This window comes from Candidatus Cyrtobacter comes (assembly GCF_034470605.1).
Taxonomy (GTDB): Bacteria; Pseudomonadota; Alphaproteobacteria; order Rickettsiales; family Midichloriaceae; genus Cyrtobacter; species Cyrtobacter comes.
This window is the reverse complement of the sequence record NZ_JARGYT010000137.1, coordinates 1-1,106: the sequence shown is the minus strand read 5'-3', so window position 1 is coordinate 1,106 and position 1,106 is coordinate 1. Positions and strand designations below refer to the sequence as shown.

Genomic DNA, 1,106 nt, shown 5'->3' with positions numbered 1-1,106 from the left:
GAAATATAGATTTCTTATAAAAATAACACAAAAATACAACCTGTTTTTTAGTAGTTGCGAAAGTGAAAAGTCGAAAATTTTGTCATACATTTGTATGACGGCCCAAAAGTACCGTATTATGGGCATTACAGAAATTTGTCATACATTTGTCATACACAATTTTTTTAGGTGTCATACATTTGTCATACAACATAAAATTTTGTCATACATTTGTCATACAGAGGCCAAGCCCCATTTTACCACACCTTCATAAAAAGTGTCATACATTTGTCATACACGTGTCATACATTGTATGACAACTTTAGTTGCTACAGGTGTACAGCGCTCATATGGCTCCAGCCAGGAGTAAGACTAAACCTTCAAACTATAAAATAATAATCTGTAATTTTAATTAAAATTGATAAAGAGCCTCTCTGGCAATTGAAGAGATATTTAATAATAAAAATTAATAATAAAGGTTTTATTGATACGAGCAAAATCTAGAGCTGATAGATTATTTTTAATTTAATGAAATTAATTAAGTGCCTTTGTTTTGATCTGTTGAAATTTAATTACAAATTAATTGAAATTAATTGAATTTATAGAAAATTATTATATAATAACTTATATGCTTTTAATTAAAGAAAATGAGGAAAGATAATGAATTTAAAAAAATAATTAATTCTTCAGATAAAATTAAACTGATAAATAATTATCTAAACAAAAAGTTTCAAAAAAAAGTTATAGGATTTGCATCTAGCTTTATAAACTATAATAAAAGTTCTGCTAGGGTATGAACTTATACTGGATTGCTAAAACTAAATTCTATCAAATTTCTCTTGAGAAAACTTTATTTGATGAAACTATCTTAAGAAGAACTTGGGGATCAATTCAAAATAAGTCAGCAAGATCCAAAACACATTTTGTAACTTCTGACAATGAAATTAAAAAACTTATTGCTCAAGTTCATAAAAAGAGAATTGCTAGGGGCTATAGACTTTTAAATGATTTGCAATATAACGATTTACATAGGCACTGTTAACAAAGGTTGTATTTAATAGATGCTAAAGCTATAAAGGCAAGGAAAGAGAGATCGGATTTCTCAAATCGTAATGCTAAGCGTCGAT

The 1,106-nt window shown here is 27.3% G+C and carries 1 protein-coding gene; it reads left to right on the top strand.

Features of this window, described 5'->3' with window-relative positions; all coding sequences use genetic code 11:
- Nucleotides 1-772: 772 nt before the first annotated feature.
- Nucleotides 773-1,021 carry a WGR domain-containing protein gene (locus Cyrtocomes_RS06030; protein ID WP_322498285.1) on the top strand — a complete coding sequence of 83 codons (249 nt, stop codon included), beginning with the start codon at nt 773-775 and terminating at the stop codon, nt 1,019-1,021.
- Nucleotides 1,022-1,106: the final 85 nt, after the last annotated feature.

Bases quoted from the DNA above. Each gene is read 5' to 3' on its own strand.
- Cyrtocomes_RS06030 (WP_322498285.1), top strand. From the start codon at position 773: ATGAACTTATACTGGATTGCTAAAACTAAATTCTATCAAATTTCTCTT.